General features: G+C 71.8%; 23 protein-coding genes. 17 read left to right on the top strand and 6 right to left on the bottom strand.

The features are described from left to right. Positions 1-12: 12 nt before the first annotated feature. Both ACQBAT_RS10380 and cofC read right to left on the bottom strand, forming a co-directional pair. Entirely contained in the window at positions 13-246 is a 234-nt protein-coding gene (locus tag ACQBAT_RS10380; RefSeq protein WP_420746556.1) for a hypothetical protein, read from the bottom strand. A 22-nt stretch (positions 247-268) separates the two neighbouring features. Next, complete coding sequence (cofC, locus tag ACQBAT_RS10375; RefSeq protein ID WP_420746555.1) at positions 269-919, bottom strand: 2-phospho-L-lactate guanylyltransferase; 651 nt, start codon at positions 917-919, stop codon at positions 269-271. Positions 920-964: 45 nt separating this feature from the next. Here cofC and ACQBAT_RS10370 point away from each other — a divergent pair, with 45 nt between their 5' ends. The 3 genes from ACQBAT_RS10370 to ACQBAT_RS10360 all read left to right on the top strand — a co-directional run bounded on the left by ACQBAT_RS10370 (position 965) and on the right by ACQBAT_RS10360 (position 4,012). After that, positions 965-1,708, top strand: coding sequence for a lysophospholipid acyltransferase family protein (locus ACQBAT_RS10370; protein WP_420746554.1), 744 nt, complete (start codon positions 965-967; stop codon positions 1,706-1,708). A gap of 90 nt (positions 1,709-1,798) precedes the next feature. Continuing rightward, positions 1,799-2,803 (top strand): NAD(P)H-dependent glycerol-3-phosphate dehydrogenase, encoded by a 1,005-nt coding sequence (locus ACQBAT_RS10365; protein WP_420746553.1) that lies wholly within the window; start codon positions 1,799-1,801, stop codon positions 2,801-2,803. Positions 2,804-2,845: 42 nt separating this feature from the next. Continuing rightward, a complete protein-coding gene (locus ACQBAT_RS10360; RefSeq protein ID WP_420746552.1) occupies positions 2,846-4,012 on the top strand; it encodes a D-alanine--D-alanine ligase family protein in 1,167 nt (388 codons plus the stop codon). Positions 4,013-4,288: 276 nt separating this feature from the next. Here the strand turns inward: ACQBAT_RS10360 and ACQBAT_RS10355 are convergent, their stop codons facing one another. Together ACQBAT_RS10355 and ACQBAT_RS10350 are read right to left on the bottom strand one after the other, a co-directional pair. Further along, positions 4,289-4,786 carry a DUF3515 family protein gene (locus tag ACQBAT_RS10355; protein WP_420746551.1) on the bottom strand — a complete coding sequence of 166 codons (498 nt, stop codon included), beginning with the start codon at positions 4,784-4,786 and terminating at the stop codon, positions 4,289-4,291. Continuing rightward, positions 4,765-4,998 carry an Lrp/AsnC ligand binding domain-containing protein gene (locus tag ACQBAT_RS10350; protein WP_420746550.1) on the bottom strand — a complete coding sequence of 78 codons (234 nt, stop codon included), beginning with the start codon at positions 4,996-4,998 and terminating at the stop codon, positions 4,765-4,767. Before ACQBAT_RS10350 ends, ACQBAT_RS10355 begins: the two co-directional genes overlap by 22 nt. Positions 4,999-5,047: 49 nt before the next feature. Between ACQBAT_RS10350 and thiL the strand changes: the two genes are divergently transcribed. Then, positions 5,048-6,145 (top strand): thiamine-phosphate kinase, encoded by a 1,098-nt coding sequence (gene thiL, locus ACQBAT_RS10345; RefSeq protein WP_420746624.1) that lies wholly within the window; start codon positions 5,048-5,050, stop codon positions 6,143-6,145. Between the two features lie 97 nt (positions 6,146-6,242). Here the strand turns inward: thiL and rpmB are convergent, their stop codons facing one another. Beyond that, on the bottom strand, positions 6,243-6,428 hold the full coding sequence (gene rpmB / locus ACQBAT_RS10340) for a 50S ribosomal protein L28 (protein WP_420746549.1): 186 nt from the start codon (positions 6,426-6,428) through the stop codon (positions 6,243-6,245). A 182-nt stretch (positions 6,429-6,610) separates the two neighbouring features. On the opposite strand from rpmB, the gene ACQBAT_RS10335 reads away from it, so the two are divergent. From ACQBAT_RS10335 to mutM, 9 genes are all read left to right on the top strand, one after another. Next, positions 6,611-8,368, top strand: a complete 1,758-nt coding sequence (locus tag ACQBAT_RS10335) for a DAK2 domain-containing protein (RefSeq protein ID WP_420746548.1) — start codon at positions 6,611-6,613, stop codon at positions 8,366-8,368. Further along, positions 8,368-10,602 carry an ATP-dependent DNA helicase RecG gene (locus tag ACQBAT_RS10330; RefSeq protein ID WP_420746547.1) on the top strand — a complete coding sequence of 745 codons (2,235 nt, stop codon included), beginning with the start codon at positions 8,368-8,370 and terminating at the stop codon, positions 10,600-10,602. The genes ACQBAT_RS10335 and ACQBAT_RS10330 overlap by 1 nt, the downstream gene beginning before the upstream one ends. Positions 10,603-10,609: 7 nt before the next feature. Continuing rightward, complete coding sequence (gene rsmD / locus ACQBAT_RS10325) at positions 10,610-11,176, top strand: 16S rRNA (guanine(966)-N(2))-methyltransferase RsmD (protein ID WP_420746546.1); 567 nt, start codon at positions 10,610-10,612, stop codon at positions 11,174-11,176. 9 nt (positions 11,177-11,185) lie between these two features. Then, a complete protein-coding gene (locus ACQBAT_RS10320) occupies positions 11,186-11,740 on the top strand; it encodes a hemerythrin domain-containing protein (RefSeq protein WP_420746545.1) in 555 nt (184 codons plus the stop codon). Between the two features lie 44 nt (positions 11,741-11,784). Further along, complete coding sequence (gene coaD / locus ACQBAT_RS10315; RefSeq protein WP_420746544.1) at positions 11,785-12,285, top strand: pantetheine-phosphate adenylyltransferase; 501 nt, start codon at positions 11,785-11,787, stop codon at positions 12,283-12,285. 122 nt (positions 12,286-12,407) lie between these two features. Then, a complete protein-coding gene (locus tag ACQBAT_RS10310; RefSeq protein WP_420746543.1) occupies positions 12,408-13,013 on the top strand; it encodes a YceD family protein in 606 nt (201 codons plus the stop codon). A gap of 1 nt (position 13,014) precedes the next feature. Beyond that, positions 13,015-13,209: a 50S ribosomal protein L32 gene (rpmF, locus tag ACQBAT_RS10305; RefSeq protein WP_420746542.1), complete on the top strand. Its 195-nt coding sequence runs from the start codon at positions 13,015-13,017 to the stop codon at positions 13,207-13,209. Between the two features lie 32 nt (positions 13,210-13,241). After that, on the top strand, positions 13,242-14,003 hold the full coding sequence (rnc, locus tag ACQBAT_RS10300; protein WP_420746541.1) for a ribonuclease III: 762 nt from the start codon (positions 13,242-13,244) through the stop codon (positions 14,001-14,003). A 1-nt stretch (position 14,004) separates the two neighbouring features. Then, on the top strand, positions 14,005-14,958 hold the full coding sequence (gene mutM, locus ACQBAT_RS10295; RefSeq protein WP_420746540.1) for a bifunctional DNA-formamidopyrimidine glycosylase/DNA-(apurinic or apyrimidinic site) lyase: 954 nt from the start codon (positions 14,005-14,007) through the stop codon (positions 14,956-14,958). A 202-nt stretch (positions 14,959-15,160) separates the two neighbouring features. On the opposite strand, the gene ACQBAT_RS10290 is transcribed toward mutM, so the two are convergent. After that, positions 15,161-16,195, bottom strand: coding sequence for a Gfo/Idh/MocA family protein (locus ACQBAT_RS10290; protein ID WP_420746623.1), 1,035 nt, complete (start codon positions 16,193-16,195; stop codon positions 15,161-15,163). A 30-nt stretch (positions 16,196-16,225) separates the two neighbouring features. Here ACQBAT_RS10290 and ACQBAT_RS10285 point away from each other — a divergent pair, with 30 nt between their 5' ends. From ACQBAT_RS10285 to ACQBAT_RS10270, 4 genes are all read left to right on the top strand, one after another. Continuing rightward, positions 16,226-16,507, top strand: a complete 282-nt coding sequence (locus ACQBAT_RS10285; RefSeq protein ID WP_420746539.1) for an acylphosphatase — start codon at positions 16,226-16,228, stop codon at positions 16,505-16,507. A gap of 119 nt (positions 16,508-16,626) precedes the next feature. Further along, on the top strand, positions 16,627-20,295 hold the full coding sequence (gene smc / locus ACQBAT_RS10280) for a chromosome segregation protein SMC (protein WP_420746538.1): 3,669 nt from the start codon (positions 16,627-16,629) through the stop codon (positions 20,293-20,295). After that, positions 20,295-20,816: a hypothetical protein gene (locus ACQBAT_RS10275; protein WP_420746537.1), complete on the top strand. Its 522-nt coding sequence runs from the start codon at positions 20,295-20,297 to the stop codon at positions 20,814-20,816. Before smc ends, ACQBAT_RS10275 begins: the two co-directional genes overlap by 1 nt. Beyond that, positions 20,813-21,568, top strand: a complete 756-nt coding sequence (locus tag ACQBAT_RS10270; protein ID WP_420746536.1) for a pyridoxamine 5'-phosphate oxidase family protein — start codon at positions 20,813-20,815, stop codon at positions 21,566-21,568. Before ACQBAT_RS10275 ends, ACQBAT_RS10270 begins: the two co-directional genes overlap by 4 nt. The last annotated feature ends 1 nt before the right edge of the window (position 21,569 follow it).

Here is a 21,569-nt window from a genome sequence, read left to right as displayed (position 1 = left end):
GCTCCGTCCGGGTCAGGCGATGACCTCGCCGGGTCCGATGCCCACGATCCACAGCCGACTCACCCTGGTCCCCTCGGCCTCCGGGTCACTGCCGTCGATCTCGATCGAGACGCGCTGACCGAGCCGGAGCAAGCGCAGTCCGCTCGCGTCAAAGACCTCGGCGTCGAAGGGCAGCGCCCGTCCGGTGTCGAGCAGCACGCTGCCGGTCCCGGTCTCCGGGTCGAAGGTGTGCACGCTCGCCTGCATGGAGCGCCACTCTAGCGAGCGATCAGCTGCTCAAGGTGGTGGCCGTCAGCGCGGCGCGCGTGGCTGGACCGACGCCGAGGTCCGCGGCCGCCCGCAGATCGGCCCAGGTATCCACGTCGCGCCGCAGACGCGGCAGGTCCAGGTCGAGCATGACGGCGGTGCTCGCGTGCCGCGCCGCGGACCCCTTCCCGAAGCTGGGCTCCAGGTCAGCTCCCTCTCCGGTCGCCGTGAGCAGCACCGTCCCGGTCCCGTCGAGGTCGGGGACCACTGCCCGGGTATGCCGTGCGCAGACCGCGAGCGCAGTTGTCAGGTCCGCGGCCCTGAGGGCGGGCAGATCGCCGAGCAGGACCGCCGGCCACATCTGTGACGGCCCGGGGGAGCGGGCGTGATCCAGACCAGCGCGCACCGCAGCGTTCAGCCCGTGTCCGGGGTCGGGAACGACATGGGCGCCTAACTCACGGGCCACGGAGGCGGCGTCCGGGTCGGAGGTCACCACGGTGACCTGGGTGGGGGGAAGTGCACGGCATACCTGCTGGAGCGTGTCCTGGGCGACTGCCCGGGCGAGCTCGGGGCGCGAGAGGGGGTGCGGCGGCTCCAGCCGGGTCTTGGCCACGTCGGACCGCTTGACCGGGACCACCAGCCGCCAGGGGGAGGGGTCCGGCTCGCTGCTCACCCCGGCATCCTCGCCAGGGCGGGCTCGGAATGCAAAGATGGCCCGGTGAAACGCCAGCCGATCGCCCACCGCGTGCCGTGGAGCTACCACGCGGTGATCGGCGTCGTGCGACCCGTGCTGATGGCTGCCACCCGGCGCGACTGGTCGGGCGGGCAGAACATCCCGGCCACGGGTGGCTTCATCGTGGCCAGCAACCACTACTCCGAGGTCGACCCGCTGATGCTCGGCCATTATCTCGTGGACCACGGGCGGCCGCCCTTCTTCATGGCCAAGGATTCGCTCTTCAAGGTGCCCGGGCTGGGCTTGGCGCTGCGCCACCTGGAGCAGGTCCCGGTCTATCGCCAGACCAGCCGGGCCGGTGACGCACTGCAGGCCGCGCGCGAGACTCTCGCCGCGGGCAAGCCGATCGCGATCATGCCTGAGGGCACCTTGACCAGGGATCCGGAGATGTGGCCGATGAAGGCCCGCCCCGGCGTCGGGCGGTTGGCGCTGACCAGCCAGGCGCCGGTCATCCCGGTCGGCCAGTGGGGCGCCCAGGAGGTCCTGGACCGCTACGCCCGGCGACCCGGCAATCTGCTCAAGCGTCCTGTCCAGCAGGTGCGGGCCGGCCCTGCCGTGCACCTCAGTGATCTCTATGACCGGGCCGATGACCCCAAGGCCCATGCCGAGGCCACCGCCCGGGTGATGAAGGCGATCACCGACATCGTGGCCGACCTGCGCGGCGAGAGGCCACCGGCGGAGCCCTACGAGATGAAACCCGGGGAGGGGCGGAGCAAGGGTCACTCGTGAGCTCCGGCGCCAGTGAGTGCCGCCACGATCAACAGCATGACTGCACAGGCCATCCCCGAGGATGAGCATCCACGTCAGGAAAGGACACCCGTGAGGAAGGCAGCGGTTTTTGGTGCCGGCAGCTGGGGCACCGCCTTTGCCCAGATCCTTGCCGACTCCGGCGAGTTGGACGAGGTGGTGCTCTGGGCCCGCCGGGCCGAGGTGGCCGACGGGATCAACCGAGACCGGCGCAATCCTGACTACCTCACCGACGTCGAACTTCCTCAGGCCGTGCGTGCGGGAACCGACCCTGCCGAGGTCGCCGACGCGGCTGGCCTTGCGGTGCTGGCCGTGCCCTCTCAGAGCCTGCGCGAGAACCTCGCCACCTGGGGTTCAGCGCTGCCTGACGATGCCCTGGTGGTTTCCCTGATGAAGGGGATCGAACTGCATACGGGCCTGCGGATGAGCGAGGTGATCGAGCAGTCCGGCATCGAGCGCGAGCGCATCGTGGTGGTGTCCGGGCCCAACCTCAGCAAGGAGATCGCGGAACGACAGCCCGCCGCCGCCGTCGTGGCGGGGGTGGACCACGGGGCTGCCGACCGGGTCGCCGACCTCGTCTCCCAGCCGTACTTCCGGGCGTATACGCAGACCGACGTCGTGGGCGCCGAGATCGGCGGTGCGGTGAAGAACGTGATCGCGCTGGCTGTCGGCATGGCCGAGGGGTTGGGTTACGGGGATAACACGAAGTCCTCCCTGATCACCCGCGGGCTGGCCGAGATCGCCCGCCTCGGGCAGGCGCTCGGCGCTGATCCGGGCACGCTGATGGGGCTGGCCGGCGTCGGCGACCTGATCGCTACCTGCATGTCGCCGCTGTCCCGCAACCACCGGGTCGGGGTCGCGCTCGGCCAGGGACGGACCATCGAGGAGCTGCTGGCGCTGCCGCACCAGACCGCGGAGGGCGTGAAGTCCTGCCGCTCGGTGGTCGAGCTCGCTGGTCGACACGGGGTCGACATGCCGATCTGCCAGGGCGTCACCGCGGTCGTCGAGGGGCAGGTGACCCCGGAGGTCCTCACCGGAGCTCTGATGAACCGCGCCCGCAAGCACGAGCGGGCCTAGCCTCCCCGGTCCCCGGTCCGGTCCGGATTAGGCTCGGACCCGATGACCAGTCAGCCAGCCCAGACCGAGTCCGCCGACCTCCCCGACGAGCTCGCCGCCAGCGGCCGCACCCGCGTGGCCCTCGTCTTCGGTGGCCGCTCTGAGGAGCACGCCATCTCCTGCGCCACGGCCGCGAGCGTGCTGCGGGCGCTGGATCGCGAGCGCTACGCCGTCATTCCTATCGGCATCACCCGGGACGGGCACTGGGTGCTCCTTGAGGACGACCCGGAGCCCCTGGAGATTCGGGACGGTCGGCTACCCGAGGTGCTCGACACCGGACGCCAGGTGATCTTCCCGATGGGCGGCCGCGACCACCTGCTACGCCTCGTGGAGCCGGACGGCTCGGTCTCCCGGCTCGGTGAGGTCGACGTGGTCTTCCCGTTGCTGCACGGACCGTTTGGGGAGGACGGCACGATCCAGGGGATGCTCGAGATGGCCGACGTCCGCTATGTGGGCTGCGGCGTGCTCTCCTCGGCGGCCATGATGGACAAGCACGTGATGAAGTTGATCTTCGCGGCGGCCGGGCTGCACGTCGGCCCGTATGTCGTGGCCGACGACCTGTCCTGGCGGCGGGACAAGGCAGCTGTTCTCGATGCCGCCGCGTCCCTGACCTTCCCGGTCTTCGTCAAACCGGCCCGCGCCGGTTCTTCGGTCGGCGTCTACAAGGTCGACCGCCCGGAGGATCTCGAAGCGGCGGTCGACAAGGCCCGCGACCACGACCCGAAGGTGCTGATCGAGCAGGGCATCACCGGTCGGGAGATTGAATGCGCGGTCCTGCAGGGCCGAGAGACCGATGCTCCACGGGTCAGCGAGTGCGGGGAGATCGTCGTCGTGGGGGAGGGCCACGAGTTCTACGACTTCGAGGCCAAGTACCTCGATGAGTCCTCCGTGCAGATCCAGGTGCCGGCCGACGTCCCGGACACCGTGCGTGCCGAGGTGCGCCGGGTCGCCGAGGTGGCCTTCGAGGCGGCCGGCTGCGAGGGCCTGGCCCGCGTGGACTGCTTCGTCACTTCCGCCGGCGAGGTCATCATCAACGAGATCAACACCATGCCGGGGTTCACGCCCTTCTCGATGTACCCCCACGCGTGGGCCGGATCCGGCCTGCCCTATCCCGAACTGGTCGACGAACTGCTCCAGCTCGCGCTCGCGCGCCCCCTCGGCCTGCGCTGACCTCACCCCGCACCTGACCCCACCATCTTCGACCGGACGCGCGTCGTGTCGCGGTACGGGGCCACCGGACGCGCGTGGTGTCGCGATACGTGGCCACCGGACGCGCGTGGTGTCGCGATACAGCACCACCGGACGCGCGCCACCGCGGCGGCTGCGCGTTCGGTGGGCGCCAGGGAGAACCTGCCGCGCGTTCGGTGGGCAGTTTCGCGGACATGCCGCGCGTTCGGTGGGTCGATCTGGGGACCTGCTGCGCGTTCGGTGGGGGAGGGTGGGTGGTCAGCCGGTGGGGCTCGGGCTGGCGATGCAGCGGCGGTCCTGATCCAGCTGCTCGGCCGCCGGGCCGAAGGGCGGCAGCCACAACGGGTGGGAGTCGTAGTTGGCTGGCACCAGCACCTCGATCGCGGGCGTGCGACCGTAGGTGGTGAACATCGTCCCGCCGTCATCGAGCGGCGTCGCCACCCAGTCCACGCCGTTGATGTCGATGCACTGCTCGGTGGTCGGGGCAGGCGGTTGCTTGCCGCACCGCGCCACGATCGGTGGGTCGCCCCAGGCTGCCACGCCGCTCGATTCCACCGCCGTCACCCTGGGCTGCAGGCGGCCGACCGTAGCGGGCCAACGCTCGGCCACGGCCTGGCAGGCGGGGGAGTCCGACTCCCCGAACGGGGTCGCGCGCACCGCGGACTCGCCGCACGCGGAGAGGAAGATGCCGCTCAGGACGAGCCCGAGCGTGGCGAGCAGAGTGGCGGGGCGGGTCAGAACTCGACGACCGTGCATGTGGTTGTGCGGGTGATCCTCGGGACCGCCTGGACCCGCGCGATCACCTCACGGCCGAGCTCGGCGACGGTGTGGGCGTTGACCACGGCGATCACGTCATACGGGCCGGCGACGTCCTCGGCCGATTCGACACCCGGCAGCTCGCGGATGGTGGTGGTGACGTCCGCGGACGCCCCGACCTCGGTCTGGACGAGGATGTAGGCCCTGATCACATCTGCCTCCTGGTGGCGTTGCCCGGGAGGTTACCGTGCCAGCGTGGAGATGCACGAGAGCGACCACCCCGCCGGAGCGCCGCGAGGCTCCAAGAACCACCTGTCGACGGGCGTCGTGCACGCCCAGCGAGGGGCTGACGGCCGCACCCTGGGTGGTTCCGGCGAGGACGGGGTCCTCCGCGAGGTCTTCGCGACGCTGGCCGGTCTCCCCGACGACGGGGTCCTGGTCGGCCCCGGCGACGACGCCGCGCTGCTGCGCCTGAGCGAGGGCACGGCGGGTGTGCTTACCACCACCGACACCATGGTCCGCGACCGCGACTGGCGCGACGACTGGTCGAGCGCGCAGGACGTGGGGATCAAGATCGTCACCCAGAACCTCGCCGATCTCGCCGCGATGGGTGGGGTCGGGACCGGGCTGCTCGTCACCCTGGTCGCCGACCCCGACCTGCCGCTGAGGTGGGCTCGTGACCTCACCGCCGGGATCGCCGAGGGCGCCGGACTGGCAGGGGTGCCGGTGATCGGCGGTGATCTGTCCTCGGCCGCGGCGGGCGTGGTGATGGTCTCGGTCACGGCGCTCGGCGAACTCGGCGACGGGGTCGCCGCACCCGTCCTGCGCTCTGGGGCGCGCGCAGGCGAGGTGCTGGCGGTCTCCGGGGCGCTCGGCCGCTCCGGGACGGGGTGGCGCCTGCTGGAGCAGGGGGTGCTCGCCGCGGACGAGCCGGCCGCCCGCTCGGCGCTGGAGCACCACCGGCGCCCCCTCACCGATCTCGGTCAAGGGCCGATCGCCGCGCGCGTCGGGGCAAGCGCGATGATCGATGTCTCCGACGGCCTGGTGCGCGACGGGGATCGCATCGCCCGCGCCAGCAGGGTGCGCCTGGACCTGCTCCCGTATGCCGTGGAGCACCTCGCCGCACACCTCGCCCCAGCGGTCGGTGGGGAGGAGGCGTTCCGTCAGGTGCTCGGTGGGGGAGAGGAGCACGAGTTGCTCGCGACCTTCCCGGACGAGGCGTCCGTACCCGCTGGCTGGACAGTCCTCGGGCGGGTGCGGGACGTCGCTGATGCCGGCGGCGAGCAGGGGCCGGGCGTCTGGCTCGACGGGGCGAGGCTGGATCCCAGCGGAGGTGGCTGGGACCACTTCGGCGGCTGACGGTCTACGGGGCGTGGGCCTGCCCTCGGACAACAGCAACGACGAAACCGGCGCCACCTTCGCAGGTGTCGCCGGCTTCAGTTCTGAGCGGGTGCGGTCAGCGGGTGACCTTGCCCGCCTTCAGGCACGAGGTGCAGACATTGAGCCGCTTCGGGGTCGCGCCCACCATCGCGCGGACGCGCTGGATGTTGGGGTTCCAGCGACGCTTGGTCCGGCGGTGCGAGTGCGAGATGTTGTGACCGAAGCTCGGTCCCTTGCCGCAGACGTCGCAAGTGGCAGCCACGGTGTACTCCTGGTGTCGAAAGTGAAGTCGGTCTGATGTCAACGGGTGACACAGGCCCTGGCCGCCGTAGGGCAGGCCGGGCAACCGTGCAAGCGTACCGGAGGTTCTCGGCCGGACCCAAATCGCCGAGCCCCTGTGGGAGGCGCTCGGGAGCACGCCCCTGGGGGCGCTAGGTTTGGCGGGTGCCCAGCCCCGTCCTCGACCTGGTCACCGCCCGGCGCTGGGCGGTGACCGCACGCGTGATGCTGGGCAGCGCGCGCGAGCGGATCGACGCCCTCAACGTCTTCCCCGTCGCTGACGGTGACACCGGCACCAATATGTACCTCACCATCGACGGCGCGCTTGAGTTCGTCCGCGGCCAGTTCGAACTCGGCGCGGGCACCGAGCGCCTCGACGGTGGCCTGGCGCTGATCGCCCGCGGGATGCTGCTGGGCGCTCGCGGCAACTCCGGGGTGATCCTCTCGCAGCTGACCAAGGGCCTGTCCGACGCGGTCGGGCCGGGCCTGGACGAGGCGGGGCCCGAGGAGGTCACCGTCGCCTTCGAGACGGCGGCGCGGACCGCCTATGACGCGCTGGCGCACCCGGTGGAGGGCACCATCCTGACCGTGGCGCGCGCCGCGGCAGAGGGAGCGCGAGCCGCGGTCGACCGGGGACGGCCCCTGTATGGCGTGGCCGAGGACGCGGAGGGACTCACCGTCCTGGACGTCGTCCGCGAGGCGTTGGAGGGTGCGCGCCAGGCCCTCGGCCAGACCCCGGAGCTGCTGCCGGCCCTCGGCGTCGCGGGCGTCGTCGACGCCGGCGGTGCCGGGCTGGTCGTGGTGATCGAGGCGCTGGAGGCGGTGCTGTCGGGGCGGGCGCACCTGGCCGCCGAGGATCTGCCCACCTGGTGGCAGCTGCCCCCGGGGTCGCCGCAGGAGCGGACTGCCCGCTGCCAGCACGACGGGCTCGCCGGCGGGGCCGGGCTGGACGGGCACGAGGTGGTTGATGGTGACGTCGAGGTGATGTACCTGCTCACCCAGACGGACCCGGAGCGGGCCGACCGGCTCCGCGCGCACCTGGCCCGGATCGGCAGCTCGGTCGTGGTCGCCGGGGGGCCCGAGGACTACCAGGTGCACGTCCACCTCGACGACCCACGAGCGGCTGTGGAGGCTGGCACCTTCGCCGGCCTCGTCGAGCATGTCCGGCTGACCTCGCTGGTGGACGGCGACGACCTTGACCACCTGTTGGGCCCGGGTCGAGGTGACGCAGGCGACGGGCTAGAAGGGCAGGCCCCGCCTCAGGACCTCGCCGTGGTGGCCTGCGGGCTGGGTGACGGGGTGCACGAGTTGTTGCGCTCAGCGGGCGCCGAGGTGGTGCCGTCGGGCCCCCGGCATCGAGCCAGCGCCGGACAGCTGCTGGCTGCGATGTGGGCCAGCGGCGCGCGCCATGTCGTGCTGCTGCCCAACGACGGGGACACCGTCATGGTCGCCAGGGCGGCCGCCCAGGAGGCTGCGGAGGAGGGGCTCGACGTGCGCGTGGTCGCCACCACGACCCTGGTCCAGGGGCTCGCTGCCCTGGCGGTGCTCGATCCCGAGGCTGACCCTGATGCCGCGGTCGCCGCGATGCGGGAGGCGGCGCTGGGCTGCCGGTCCGGAGCGCTCACCCGTGCCGAGCGGGCGGCGACCACCCCGGTCGGTCCGTGCGCGCCTGGGCAGTGGCTGGGGATCGTGGACCATGCGATCGTCGCGGTGGCGGACGAGCTCGACGAAGCTGCCCGCGCGGTCCTGGAGTCTCTCGATCTCTCGGACGCCGAACTCCTCACCGTGCTTGCCGGTGAGGACGCGGCTGCGGACGATCTCACCGCGGTGCTCGCCGATGTCTGCGGGGTGCATCCTGCCCTCGAGGTCCTCCAGGTCAGCGGCGGACAGCCCACCTACCGCTACCTGATCGGAGCCGAGTGATGGCGATCGACCAGGACACCAGGCTGCGCACGATCGTCGGTGCCGGTGCCAAGAAACTCGAGGATGCGCGCGGCATCAGCACGGTCGGAGAGCTGCTCGACTTCCTGCCGCGCACCTACCTGGACCCCGATCGCTCGACGGCCTTCCGCGAACTGCCGCACGGCGAGGACGTCGTCGTCGTCGGCACGGTGGTCTCGGCCACCACGCGGCAGATGCGCGCCCGCCGCGGCCGGATGCTCGTCGTCGACCTCGGGGACGAGCAGGGCGGCACCCTGCAACTGACCTTCTTCAAGCCGTTCGGGCACGAGCAGCGCCTCGTCCCTGGGGCCAAGGTCGTCGCCTCCGGCCAGGTCGGCACCTACGGCCGACAGCTGCAGCTCACCCACCCCGACTACGCGGTCCTCAACGACCCCTCCGGCAAGAGCTCGGGCGGGTGGCTGCTGGGCGGTCTGGTCCCCGTCTACCCGGCCACCGCCAAGGTCACCCCGATCGTGCACGGCGACCTGCTCGACCTGGTCCTGCACGCTCTGGAGGACCTGCCCGACCCCCTGCCGCCGGAGGTGCGCGCTGCTCACGGGTTGCCCGACCTCGTCGACGCCTATCGGCTCGTGCACCGACCGCAGACCGAGGCTGATCACCGCAAGGGTCGCTGGCGGCTGAAGTTCCAGGAGGCCTTCGTCATCCAGGCCGCGCTCGCCCGGGCCCGCCTGGCCGGCGACGCCACCCCGGCCAGGGCGGTCCAGCCGGTCGAGGACGGCCTGGTCGACGCGCTCCTCCTGCGCCTGCCCTTCGACCTCACCGACGGACAGCACCAGATCTTCGGTCACCTACGTACCGACCTGTCGCACGAGACCCCGATGCACCGCCTGCTGCAGGGGGAGGTCGGGTCGGGAAAGACTGTGCTGGCGCTGCTGGCGATGCTCGCCGTGGTCGATGGTGGTGGCCAGGCGGCGCTGCTCGCGCCCACCGAGGTGCTGGCGGCCCAGCACCACCGGGCGATCACCGCGATGCTCGGCCCGCTCGCCGAGGGGGGCTTGCTCGGTGGCCACGAACAGGGCACCCGGGTAGCGCTCCTCACCGGCAGCCAGTCGGCCGCCGAGCGGCGGGTCAACCTGCTCGCCGCGGCCTCTGGGGAGGCCGGCATCGTGGTCGGCACCCATGCGCTGATCCAGGACACCGTGCAGTTCGCCGACCTTGGGATGGTGGTCGTCGATGAGCAGCACCGGTTCGGCGTGGAGCAGCGGGATGCGTTGCGCGCCAAGGCGTCCCTGGCCCCGCACGTCCTCGTGATGACCGCGACGCCGATCCCGCGGACCGTGGCGATGACCGTCTACGGCGACATGAGCACCTCGACCCTGCGCGAGCTCCCGCGCGGGCGGCAGCCGATCACCACGCACGTGGTCACCGGGGACAAGCCGGCCTGGGTGGAGCGCACCTGGGGCCGCGTCGCCGAAGAGGTCCGTGGCGGCGGCCAGGTGTATGTCGTGTGCCCCCGGATCGGTGACGAGGACGATCCCTTCCTGCCGGCGTGGCGCACGACTGGTCCAGGCGGTCCGATCCACCTGTCGGCGGACGAGGACGCGGAGGCCGGCGGGGACGGCGACGGGGATGGCGGGTCGCAGCTGCACGGCGTGCTGCAGGTGACCCGGGCGCTGCGGGAACTGCCCGCCACCGCTGACCTGCGCATCGAGACTCTGCACGGACGACTGCCGGCCGAGGAGAAGGACAGGGTGATGACCGCCTTCGCCCGGGGGGAGATCGATGTGCTGGTCGCCACGACCGTGATCGAGGTCGGGGTGGACGTCGCCGACGCGACCACGATGGTGGTGCTGGATGCCGATCGCTTCGGCATCTCCCAGCTGCACCAGCTGCGTGGTCGCGTCGGCCGGGGTGGTCGTCCCGGCCTGTGCCTGCTGATGACCCAGGGTGCCGAGGGCGACCCCGGCGCGGTGGAACGCCTCGACCACGTCGCGAGCACCACCGACGGGTTCGAGCTCGCACGCCTGGACCTGGAGACCCGCCGGGAGGGCGACGTCCTCGGCGCCAGCCAGAGCGGCGGACGCAGCGGCCTGCGGTTCCTGAGGCTGGCGCGGGACGAGGACCTGATCGTCACCGCCCACGACGCAGCCTGGGCGACGGTGGAGAAGGACCCTCAGCTCACGGCATACCCGGGACTGCGTCGCGAGCTGGACCGGCTCGATGCCGAGCGTGCTGCCTTCCTGGAGCGGGGGTGAGGGCGGCGTGACCAGGATCATCGCCGGCCGCGTCGGGGGCCGCACGATCGCCGCCCCTAAGGGCACCGCCACCCGGCCGACCACCGACCGGGTGCGGGAGGCGCTCTTCTCCCGCGTGCAGGCGCTGCTGGACCTCGACGGCGCCCGCGTGCTGGATCTCTACGCCGGGTCGGGGGCGCTCGGGCTGGAGGCTGTCAGCCGCGGCGCCGAGCGAGTGCTGGCCGTGGAGAAGCACCGCGCAACCTCGGCGCTGGCCGCCCGCAACGCGCGCGAGCTGGGACTGGGCGATCAGGTCGAGGTGGTGACCGGGACGGTCGAGCGGGTGCTGCAGGAGCCCCCGACGCAGCCCTTCGACCTCGCCCTGCTGGACCCGCCCTACCCCCTGGACGACGCCGGCCTGGGCGATGTCCTGCACCTGCTCGTGGCGCACGGCTGGCTCACCGAGGAGGCCCTGGTCATCGTCGAGCGGAGCAGCCGCTCGCCCGAGCCCTCCTGGCCGGTCGGGCTGGCGCACCTGGACACCAGGGCCTACGGCGAGACGGCTGTCCACGTCGCCGAGCGCACCCTGGGGTGAGGGGTGAGGATGGGGTGCGTGACCACATACCCCATCCCTCGCCCCGTGTCCGGTGATGTCGTCGACCTGATCCTGGATGACCACCGTCTCTTCGAGACTCTTCTGCGCGAGATGCGCGACAGCACGGCCGACCGGGCTGGCGCCCGCGAAGCCTTCGCCGCGGTCCTGGTGGCGCACGGCGAGGCCGAGGAGCAGAAGGTCTACCCGCGGCTGCGGCGCAAAGAGGCCATCACCGAGCACGAGGTCGAGCACGGCGAGGAGGAGCACGCCGAGATCAACGAGGCGCTGCTCGCGCTGCTGGAGTGCAAGGGCACCGACACCCAGAAGTTCGACGACGCGGTCGAGAAGATGAACGAGGTCCTCCAGCACCACCTCACCGAGGAGGAGCTGACCATCCTCAACCCTGCTCGCGAGGAGGTCTCCGAGCAAGACCGCAAGGATCTCGGGGCCGCCTTCCTGCAGGTGCGCAGCGAGCACCTCGACGCCGGGGTGACCACGGGGACGGTGCAGGAGCTGGTCGACCGAGCCCACCGCGACGGGCTGCTGGACGACGAGGGGGAGTAGGCCGCTCCGGCTCGGGCGGGTGGATGCCCACTACGCTCGTCCGTATGGAGTCACCCACCCGACGCTGCGTGTGCCCCGGATCCTTCGACCCGGTGACCAACGGGCATCTCGACGTGATCGAGCGGGCGACCACGCTCTTTGACGAGGTCGTGGTGGCGGTCCTGCACAACCCGGCCAAGCAGGGCACCTTCCCCGTGCAGCGACGCCTGGAGCTGATCGAGGAGGCGCTCGCCGACGACGTCCGCGCGCGGGTCCGCACGGTGGCCTTCGCCGACCGGCTGCTGGTGGACGTCTGTCGCGAGCTGGAGGCGGGCGCGATCGTCAAGGGACTGCGCGGCGGGACCGATTTCGCCTACGAGTTGCCGATGGCGCGGATGAACAAGCACCTCACCGGGGTGGAGACGGTCTTCCTCGCTGGCGACCCCGCTCTGGAGCACGTGTCCAGCTCGCTGGTCAAGGAGGTGCACCGCTACGGCGGCGACATCACCGGGCTGGTGCCCGACGGGGTGCTCGCCGCACTGCGCGAGGACGGGCCGCGAGTTTGAGTGAAGGGCCCCTGCTCGGCTAGGCTGGTGCGTCGGTTTCCGAATCCTGCTGCGTCTCGCGGCGGACGGGGCCGTTTCCGCGTACACGCACGTACACCGCATACACGAGGTAACTGGTAATCATGGCTGCGCACGAGCAGGAGCGCACCTGGGTGGTCGACACCCGGGAGCTCATCCGCCGGCCCGGCACGATGAAGGAACTCTCGTGGACGCTCACGGCGCCCGAGCGCATCGGGACCGACGTGATCGGCGTGCCGGCCGGGAGTGAGGTCGAGATCGACCTGCGCCTGGAGTCGGTGGTCGAGGGTGTGCTGGCCAGCGGGACGGTCACGGCCTCCTCGAGCGGGGTGTGCGTGCGGTGCCTGGATGAGCTCGAGGGGGACCTCGACGTCACCTTCCAGGAGCTGTTCGCCTATCCCGAGCGTGCGGACCGCCACGGCAAGGCGTCCACGGCTCGCGGCACGGCCAAGCAGACCGACTCCGACGAGGAGGAGCAGTACGAGCTCGATGGTGACCTGATGGATCTCGAAGAGGTCCTGCGGGATGCGATCGTGACCGCGTTGCCCTTCCAGCCGGTGTGCCGGGACGACTGTCCGGGTCTGTGCTCCGAGTGCGGGGCACGCCTGGCGGACGATCCGGACCACCACCACGACGTGATCGACCCCCGGTGGGCGGCGCTGAGCCAGTTGGCCTCGGACCCGACCCACGATGACGAGAAGAGGAAGTGACGTGGCCGTTCCCAAGCGGAAGATGTCCCGCTCGAACACCCGGAGCCGCCGCTCCCAGTGGAAGGCTGCTCCCATCGCGCTGAGCACCTGCCCGCAGTGCCAGGCCGTGCGCACGCCGCACCAGGCCTGCCCGTCCTGCGGTGCCTACAACGGTCGGCACTACGCGCAGGCCGAGCGCACCGAGCACCAGGGCTGAGCAGCCTCTCGGCTGAGAAGTCTCGCTGACGCATGCGCCCCGTCGCCGAGCTCAACGACCATTTGGAACAGATCGTCGGTGAGCGGTGCGACGAGGCGCTGCTTCTGCGTGCCCTGACGCACCGGTCCTACTCCTATGAGAACGACGGTCAGCCGCACAACGAGCGGCTGGAGTTCCTCGGGGACTCGGTGCTGGGCGTAGTGGTCACCGACACGCTCTATCGGGCGCACCCGGACCTGGCGGAGGGGCGGCTGGCCAAGCTGCGCGCCGCGGTCGTGAACTCGCGGGCGCTGGCCGAGGTGGCCCGGGTGCTGGGGCTGGGGGAGTACGTCCTGCTCGGCAAGGGCGAGGAAGCGACCGGGGGGCGGGACAAGAACTCGATCCTGGCCGACACCACCGAGGCCGTCATCGGCAGTGTCTACCTCTCCTCCGATCTGCCCGCCGCCGCCCGGCTCATCCACCATCTGCTGGACCCGTTGATGGACCGCAGCGCCGCCATGGGCGCGGCGTTGGACTGGAAGACCTCCCTGCAGGAGGTGGCCGCGACAGGGGAACTGGGGTCGCCCGAATACACCGTGCAGTCTGAGGGGCCAGACCACGACAAGACCTTCACCGCCCAGGTGCTCGTCGACGGCGAGGTCGTCGGCACCGGTGGCGGACGCTCCAAGAAGGGCGCGGAGCAGCAGGCCGCCGAGGCCGGCTGGCGCACGCTCAGCGAGCGCGCGGCCCGGATGGCCGACGTGGAGCCCACCGCAGACTCGCCCCGGACGGAGACCGCCGAGGGCACCGGCTGACGTGCCCGAGCTACCTGAGGTCGAGGTGGTGCGCCGCGGGGTCCGGGACCACGTGGTTGGGCGCACGATCACGAGCGCAGCGCTGAGCGGCGCCCGCGTCGCCCGGCGCCATGCCGCCGGGCCGACCGACCTGGCCAGCCGGATCGAGGGCAACCGCGTGCTCGCCGCCGACCGCCGCGGCAAGTACCTCTGGCTGGTCCTGGACCCACCCGATGACGACCCGCAGGCCCTCGTCGTCCACCTCGGGATGAGCGGCCAGCTTCTCGTCGAGTCCCCCGATGCCCCGCGCGAGAAGCACCTGCACGCAGCCCTCGACTTCGCCGACGACGGCCCCCAGTTGCGTTTCGTCGACCAGCGCACCTTCGGCGGGCTCGCCCTGGCGAGCCTGCACCCCGACCGGTATGGCGTGTCCCACCCGGGCGAAGATGTCCCGGACATGGGCGGCCCGGGGGAGGCTGGTGAACTGCCCGGGGTGCACGTGCACGGCATACCGGAGCCGGTCCTGCACATCGCGCCCGACCCGTTGGAGCCGGCCTTCGATGTCGCGGCCGTGACCCGCCGGATCAAGAGCAAGGATAGCGAGATCAAGCGCGTGCTGCTCGACCAGACCGTGGTGAGCGGGATCGGCAACATCTATGCCGACGAGGCGCTCTGGCGGGCTGGGGTGCACGGTCGGCGGCCGGCGTCGGCGCTGACCAAGCCTGCGCTCGGGCGCCTGCTGGGCCACGCCGAGGACGTGATGCGGGAGGCGCTCGGCCAGGGCGGCACCAGTTTTGACGCGCTCTACGTCAACGTGAACGGGGCGAGCGGCTACTTTGACCGGTCGCTGCATGCGTACGGGCAGGAGGGGCGGCCCTGTGCGCGGTGCGGCACCGCGATCCGGCGCGAGCACTTCATGAATCGCTCGTCCTTCTCGTGCCCGACGTGCCAGCCGGCGCCACGGTTACGCCGCTGAGCCGATCGATATCACGTCTGCGGCCAGGCGTTACATGAAACATCGGGGGGTGACAGTTCAGCAGCCCGTACGCGAGCATCGTCGGCGCCTGCGTGTCGAGCGTCTGATCGTCATCTTCTTGGGTCTGGCGCGGTGAGCCAACCGCCCGGCAGTCTGCTGTGTCACGTCATCGATGACGCACTCGTCTGCCGCCACCTGACGGTCAGCCGGTGAGCGGAGCGTCCTCCTGCGGGTAGTGCACGCCGAGCTCGCGTCGGGCGCTCTCCAGGATCGTCATGATCGCGATCGTGTCGGCGTGCGGCACCAGGGCCGACTCGACGCGCCCCTCCTGCAGGCAGCGGTGGAACTCCTCGACCTCGTGGCGGTAGTGGTGCTGCGGGTGGCGGATCTCTTCGCCGTCCGCGTCCCGCCCGCGGTAGAGGGTGAAGGACGTCGGCGCGTTGACGGGGCCGTGCACCTCGATCCAGCCGTCGCTGCCACGGATCACAGTGCGTGAGGCGCCGGCGCTCTGAGAGTCGCAGATTACTTGTGCCACAGCACCTTCGGCGGTCATCCACTGCAGGGCGGCGAGGTCGTCGGCACCGGTCGGAGCCTGCGAACCCAGCACCTGGAGGTGGGTCGGGTGGCCCACCAGCAGGTGCGCCAGGGTCACCGGGTAGATGCCGATGTCGAGGAGCGCGCCGCCGCCGTTGGCGAGGTCGAAGACGCGGTGGGTGTCGACATACTCGAAGGGCATGGTGAAGGCAGCGGCGAACGAGCGCACCCGCCCGATCTGCCCGCCCCGGACCCGACCGACCAGGTCCTGGACCAGCGGCATGCAGCGGGTCCACATCGCCTCCATCGCCAGCAGACCGCGCGCCCGCGCAGTGTCCAGCACCCGCTCGGTGTCGGCGACGGTGAGCGCGAGCGGCTTCTCGATGAGCACGTGCTTGCCGGCATCGAGGCAGCGCAGCGCCTGCTCGGCATGGTGCGGGTGGGTCGAGGAGATGTAGACGGCGTCGACCTCGTCGTCGGCGTACAGGTCCTCGTAGGTGCCGTGCGCCGGGATGTCGTACTGCTCGGCGAACTCGCGGGCTCGCTCCGGGTCACGGGCCGCGACGCGCACCATGGTGCCGCCCTCGGTCTCCTGGATCGCGCCGGCGAGGGCGTGGGCGATCTTGCCGGCGGCCAGGAGGCCCCAGCGGACCTTCCGGTCGTGGATCGGTCGGTATGCCGTGCGGTCGGCGCTGTCCTGCATGCTCACAGGCGCCACCGTAGTGTCAGTCGTATGGAGCGCGCGTTGATCTTCGTCCGAGGCCGGGTGCAGGGGGTCGGGTTCCGGTGGTGGACCCGAGCGAGGGCCCTGGAGCTGGGGCTTGTTGGCCACGCCCGCAATCTCTCCGACGGTCGGGTCGAGGTGAACGCGCAGGGGGACCCCGAGGCGATCTCGCAGCTGGTTGGCCTCCTGGAGGAGAACCCGTCCACGCGGTCCCGGCCGGGGCGGGTCGACGGCGTGACCGTGCAGAAGCACGAGCCCAAGGACGACCTGTCCGGCTTCGTCGAGCGTTAGCCGATCAGGGCGTCCACCGGCCACCCACCTCGGGTGAACAGCGGAAATCAGCCGGGAAACGGCATACGGCGCGGGTATCGTGACCGCAGACCCGACCCGAGCGGAAGTTGCCAGCCCACGTGTACGTCAAGAGCCTGACCCTCAAGGGGTTCAAGTCGTTCGCCTCCGCGACGTCCATGCGCCTGGAGCCGGGGATCACCTGCATCGTCGGCCCCAACGGGTCGGGCAAGTCCAATGTGGTCGACGCGCTCGCCTGGGTGATGGGGGAGCAGGGCGCCAAGAGCCTGCGCGGCGGCAAGATGGAGGACGTCATCTTCGCGGGCACCTCCGGCCGCCCACCGCTGGGTCGGGCCGAGGTGTCGATGACGATCGACAACAGCGACGGGGCGCTGCCGATCGACTACTCCGAGGTGACGATCACCCGGACCATGTTCCGCTCCGGCGGCTCGGAGTACGCCATCAACGGCACCGGCTGTCGCTTGCTCGACGTGCAGGAGCTGCTCTCCGACAGCGGCATCGGCCGCGAGATGCACGTCATCGTCGGGCAGGGCCAGCTCGACCAGGTGCTGCGCGCGACGCCGGAGGAGCGGCGCGGGTTCATCGAGGAGGCCGCCGGAGTCCTCAAGCACCGCAAGCGCAAGGAACGCGCGCTGCGCAAGCTGGAGACGATGGAGGGCAATCTCACCCGGCTCACCGACCTGACCACCGAGATCCGGCGCCAGCTCGGCCCGCTGGGCCGCCAGGCCGAGACCGCCCGCCGGGCCGCCACGATCCAGGCCGATGTGCGCGACGCCCGGCTGCGGATCCTGGCCGACGATCTGGTCCAGCTGACCAGCGCGCTGGAGCAGGAGCTGGCCGACGAGCAGGCGCTGGTGCGCCGCCGGGAAGCGGCCCAGGCCGCGCTCGCCTCGGCCGAGAGCACCGTGAACGGTCTGGAGGCGGAGCGGGCCGAGGCCGCGCCGGCGCTGACCGAGGTGCAGGACCGCTGGTACGCCCTCTCCGCCCTGGTCGAGCGCTGCCGTGCCCTCGGCGATCTCGCGGCCGAGCGGGTGCGCCTGCTGGGAGCGGAGGAGGAGGAACTGCGCGCCGAGGAGCAGGGTGGCCGCAGCGGCTCCCGCGACCCCGAGCAGCTGCGCGCCCAGGCCGAGCAGGTCCGGGCCGAGGAGGCCGCGCTGCTCGCCCGGGTCGCCGACCTTGAGCGGGTCCTGGCCGAGGCCGAGGAGGAGCGCGCCGCTGCCGAGGCTGCGCACGCCGAGGAGCAGGCGCGACTGCAGCGGTTGGCCCGCGCCGCGGCCGATCGCCGTGAGGGGCTGGCCCGGCTGGCTGGTCAGGTCGCGGCCCGCCGCTCCCGGGTCGAGGCCGGGGAGGGCGAGATCGCTCGGCTGACCGAGGCGGCGCAGGCCGTGCTCGACCGGGCGTCGCGGGCGGAGAAGGAGTTCGCTGCCCTGGAGGCGACCGTGCTGGACGTCGAGCAGGGCGAGGAGGGGCTGGACCAGGAGTACGAGGCGGCCGAGGAGCGACGGTCGGAGGCCGAGGAGTCGGTGGTGCGCCTCACCGAGGAGTTGCGGGCCGCGCAGGCGGAGCAGGCCACCCTCCAGGCGCGGGTCGAGGCGCTCTCGCTGAGCCTGCGCCGCACCGACGGCGCGAGCGCGCTGCTCGCCGCGGGGGAGTCCGGCGACGGTGTCTCCGGGATCCGAGGGACGCTCACCGATCACCTGGAGGTGGACGCCGGCCGGGAGGCAGCGGTCGCCGCGGCCCTCGGCTGGGCGGGCGAGGCCCTCGTCGTCGACGGGTTGGACCCCGCGCGCGAAGCCCTCGGCTGGCTGCGCGAGCACGACGAAGGTCGGGCCGGACTCCTCGTCCCCGAGGCGTCCACGCCCGTGGATCGCGCGGGGTGGCCCCAGCTGCCCGGGTATGCCGTGTGGGCGGCCGACGCCGTCCGCTCCGCCGACGCGAGGCTCACCGATGCGGTCTCCGGGCTGCTCGCCCGCGTCGCCCTGGTCGACTCCGCACAGGAGGCGGTCACCCTGGTGCGCGACCTTCCTGGACTGACGGTCGTGACCGGCGACGGGGATGTCTACGGCCCAGGTTGGGTGCGGGGCGGTTCCAGCGCTGCCCCGAGCCTGTTGGAGCTGCAATCGGCGATGGATGAGGCCAAGGCCGGGGTGCAGGAGGCGACGTCGCGGGCGGAGCGGGCCACCTTCGAGCTGACGACCGCCCGCGAGACCCTGCGCACGGCGCAGGAGGAGGCCAACGCCGCCCTGGACTCCCTGCACGACAACGACGCCCGGATGACCGCGGTCGCCGAGCAGCTCGCCCAGCTCGGTCAGACCATGCGCTCGGCCCGCTCCGAGCACGAGCGGACCACCGGCCAGATCGGCTCGGCCGAGGACGGGCTCCGGACCACCCGCGAGGAGCTGGCCGACCTGGAACAGCGTCTGGCCGCGGCCGAGGAGGAGCCGGCCGTGGACGCCGAGGAGCCGGATCCGGCCGAGCGTGAGCGGCTGGCTGACGCGGCCGCCCGGGCCCGCAGCGCCGAGACCGAGGCCCGGCTGGCCCTGCGCACCCAGGAAGAACGGGCCACGGCGCTCTCCGGTCGCGCCGAAGGGCTGGAGGCCGCGGCCCGTAACGAGCTCGCCGCTCGCCAGCGCGCCGCTGCCCGCCGTGCCCGCCGGATCGAGGAGCGCGACACTGCTCGGGCTGTCGCGACCGGCTCGGCGTACCTGCTCGAGCGGGTCGAGGGCTTCCTGCGGGCCGCCTCGACCGAGCGCGACGCCGCCCGGGCCGCCCAGGCCGAGCGGGACCAGGCGCTCGCCGCCGCCCGCGCCCGAGCCCAGGAGGTCGCCGGCCACCTGCGCGAGCTCACCGACAGCGTGCACGCCGACGAGATCGCCCGCGCGGAGCAGCGGCTGCGGATCGAGGCGTTGCAGACCCGGTCGATCGAGGAGCTGGGCGTCGACCCCGACACCCTGGTCGAGGAATACGGGCCGCATCTGCCCGTCCCCTATGTCCCAGGTCCCGACGACTCCGACGACCCGGAGACCTGGCCCGAGCCCACACCCTTCGTGCGCGAGGAGCAGGACAAGCGGCTGCGCAAGGCCGAGCGCGCGCTGAGCCAGCTCGGCCGCGTCAACCCCCTCGCCCTGGAGGAGTTCGCCGCCCTGGAGGAACGGCATACCTTCCTCGTGGAGCAGGTCGAGGACCTGCGCCGGTCCAAGGCGGACCTGCTGGAGATCGTCAAAGAGGTCGACGAGCGCGTCGAGCGCGTCTTCACCGAGGCCTTCCACGACACCGCCGAGCAGTTCGAGCGCGTCTTCTCCCGGCTCTTCCCCGGCGGTGAGGGGCGGATCACGCTCACCGACCCGGACAACATGCTGACCACCGGCATCGAGGTCGAGGCGCGCCCGCCCGGCAAGAAGATCAAGCGCCTCTCGCTGCTCTCCGGCGGCGAGCGCTCCCTCACCGCGGTGGCACTGCTGGTCGCGATCTTCAAGGCGCGGCCGAGCCCGTTCTACATCATGGATGAGGTCGAGGCGGCGCTCGATGACACCAACCTCGGCCGGCTGATCACCCTCTTCGAGGAGCTGCGCGACTCCTCCCAGCTCATCGTGATCACCCACCAGAAGCGCACGATGGAGATCGCCGATGCCCTGTATGGCGTGTCCATGCGCGGCGACGGCGTCACCACCGTGGTCAGCCAGCGGGTCAAGGATGTCGCTCCTGAAGGCGCTCGTGGTCCGGTGCGCCCAGGTGAGGACGAGCGCGAGCAGGAGAAGGAGCCGGCCTGATGCGGGTCTATGGCGGCGGGGCCTACCCCGCGTATCTCATCGACGCCGAGACGCTCCGGGAGGAGCTGCTCTCGGAGGAGGACACCCGGGAGTGGCTGGCGGAGGTGCCGGACGATCCGCACGCGACCACCTTCTGGCGGATGCTCGGTGAGCTGGACCGGGCGGTCGATGTCGGCCAGCAGCAGCTGGATGAGCGGGAGCCAGGCACGGCGGACTGGGCGGCGGCCGCCGTGCGGCTGGCGCACGCCCACCACTGGCGTGAGGAGTATGCCGAGGCGCACGAATTGCTGTCTGCCGCCGAGGAGGTCTTCGGCGCCTCGGGCGAGGGGGGTGCGGCCGATGAGCAGCTGCTGGCCTTCGTCTGGCAGCACCGGGCGAAGGTGTTCTTCGATGAGGGGCGGTTGGCGGAGGCACGGGCTGATGCGTCGCGGGCGCTAGAGACGCGTCGCCGGATCGGGGCCGACGAGGGAGCTGTCGCCTCCAGCGAGGAGACGCTGAGCCGAATCGAGCGGGAGCTGTGATCGGGGAGGGCATGGGTGCGCCGGTCGAGGCTGGCGGCGCGCCGCGGGCGATCCGTCGCTATCGGGATCGGTCACGGACGGAGCGCGCGGAGCTGGATGCGGTCCTCGACGGCTTGCTGGTGGCGACCCTGTCCACCGTGGTGGACGGTGGGCCATGTGTGGTGCCGCTGCTCGTCGTGCGCGACGGTGATCGGTTGTTGCTGCACGGCTCGACAGGTGCGGGAGCGCTGCGGCACGTCGCGGCAGGGGCACCCGCGGCCGTGAGTGTGGTGCACCTGGACGGGATCGTGGTCGCCGACTCGACCTTCGACTCCTCGGCAAACTATCGCTCGGCCGTGGTCTACGGCACGCTGGAGCCGATTCTGGATGCCGAGGAGAAGCGGCGGTCTCTCGACGTCATCTCCGAGGCGATCCTGCCCGGGCGCACCGCGGAGGTGCGTGCGATGACGGATAAGGAGGTCGCCGCGACCGGGGTGCTGGCCATGGAGATCCGGGAGGGCGACTGGCTGGTCAAGACGCGCGTCGGAGGGCCGGGCGCTGCTCCTCCTGACCTCGCGTCGTCCGAGCCCGATGCGGACGCGGTGCCGTGGACCGGTGTCGTGCCGTTGTCGATGGTCGCGGGGGAGCCGGTGCCCGAGCCGTGGGTGGCAGCCGCGGAGGTGCCGCGCTCGGTGCAGGAACGGATCCGGCTCGGCGGCGCCGCAGGGCCCGGCATGGTGGGAAATTCGGCGGATCGCCCGCGCGTCGATTAGT

The organism is Ornithinimicrobium pulveris, assembly GCF_050261105.1.
Taxonomy (GTDB): domain Bacteria; phylum Actinomycetota; class Actinomycetes; order Actinomycetales; family Dermatophilaceae; genus Ornithinicoccus.
Note: the sequence above shows the minus strand (reverse complement) of the source record. Positions and strands in the feature narration are given on the sequence as shown.

Bases quoted from the DNA above. Each gene is read 5' to 3' on its own strand.
- ACQBAT_RS10380 (WP_420746556.1), bottom strand. From the start codon at position 246: ATGCAGGCGAGCGTGCACACCTTCGACCCGGAGACCGGGACCGGCAGC.
- ACQBAT_RS10360 (WP_420746552.1), top strand. From the start codon at position 2,846: ATGACCAGTCAGCCAGCCCAGACCGAGTCCGCCGACCTCCCCGACGAG.
- ACQBAT_RS10355 (WP_420746551.1), bottom strand. From the start codon at position 4,786: ATGCACGGTCGTCGAGTTCTGACCCGCCCCGCCACTCTGCTCGCCACG.
- thiL (WP_420746624.1), top strand. From the start codon at position 5,048: ATGCACGAGAGCGACCACCCCGCCGGAGCGCCGCGAGGCTCCAAGAAC.
- ACQBAT_RS10330 (WP_420746547.1), top strand. From the start codon at position 8,368: ATGGCGATCGACCAGGACACCAGGCTGCGCACGATCGTCGGTGCCGGT.
- ACQBAT_RS10320 (WP_420746545.1), top strand. From the start codon at position 11,186: ATGGGGTGCGTGACCACATACCCCATCCCTCGCCCCGTGTCCGGTGAT.
- coaD (WP_420746544.1), top strand. From the start codon at position 11,785: ATGGAGTCACCCACCCGACGCTGCGTGTGCCCCGGATCCTTCGACCCG.
- ACQBAT_RS10310 (WP_420746543.1), top strand. From the start codon at position 12,408: ATGGCTGCGCACGAGCAGGAGCGCACCTGGGTGGTCGACACCCGGGAG.
- rnc (WP_420746541.1), top strand. From the start codon at position 13,242: ATGCGCCCCGTCGCCGAGCTCAACGACCATTTGGAACAGATCGTCGGT.
- ACQBAT_RS10290 (WP_420746623.1), bottom strand. From the start codon at position 16,195: ATGCAGGACAGCGCCGACCGCACGGCATACCGACCGATCCACGACCGG.
- ACQBAT_RS10285 (WP_420746539.1), top strand. From the start codon at position 16,226: ATGGAGCGCGCGTTGATCTTCGTCCGAGGCCGGGTGCAGGGGGTCGGG.
- ACQBAT_RS10275 (WP_420746537.1), top strand. From the start codon at position 20,295: ATGCGGGTCTATGGCGGCGGGGCCTACCCCGCGTATCTCATCGACGCC.